The following is an 809-nucleotide window of genomic DNA, read 5'->3' on the forward strand; positions in this document are numbered from 1 at the left end:
TAGGATGGGTTGAATACGGAAACAAAGCCGCTGACAACGATTGGAATGAAAGATGGGAAGATACTCTAATGATAGAAAGTAGAAATAAAAATAAACCTTTTAGGTCGTTAAGGCACCCCAAGCGCTTTATTGAATTGCGAGAATGGATAAATGACAGAGTCACATTGGGTGCTACTGATAATCCGAGGAATGCAATTACGTTGGTTGATGATACAACATTAGCCATCAGCTCTCCTGCTCATAAAGGACGATTTTATACTTTAGCCCCTTGGGTATTAGGCTTTTGGATCTCCTTCTTTAATATGTGTACTTCATTTTGGCCAAGTGCAGATTTGATTGAACATGCAAATTATAAAGTTGAGATAAAAAAAGAGCGGTTGGCAAATAACAAAAAGATTTATAATGATAAACGTTACCAGTACTATGAGGCTATAGTGGGGGATGATGGCAAAAGTTCCTTGTTCGAGTATACAAATGCAATCATAAAGTGTGGCCCTGAAGGGATAAAAACAAGGCTTTACATAGATATGGTTCTTACTTTGATCCTCTTGGTTTTATCTGTGGTGAGTACGGTACTTTTTCTCCGTTTTCCCCGCTTGGCAGATATCTACTTCGATCGCCGTCGACAGATTGTGTACAGCTGGCATAAAGGGAAAGTTGAAGCTTGTCATTTTGAAAACTTAGGTTACCGTGAAATTGCATTAGGGCTTAATTTCGTTCTTTATGCAGAACATAAAAAGAAACAATATTGGTTAAAAGATTTCATTGTTCAGCCAACAGGTAAAGTACACCTTAACTCTGAAGGTGAT

Annotated in this window: 1 protein-coding gene; it reads left to right on the top strand. The window is 37.9% G+C overall.

What is annotated here, in order from left to right; all coding sequences use genetic code 11:
• A partial coding sequence (locus VSA01S_RS20165) for a hypothetical protein (protein WP_186810644.1) occupies nucleotides 1-809 on the top strand: 809 nt, incomplete at both ends.

The organism is Vibrio sagamiensis NBRC 104589 (assembly GCF_007990935.1).
Taxonomy (GTDB): Bacteria; Pseudomonadota; Gammaproteobacteria; order Enterobacterales; family Vibrionaceae; genus Vibrio; species Vibrio sagamiensis.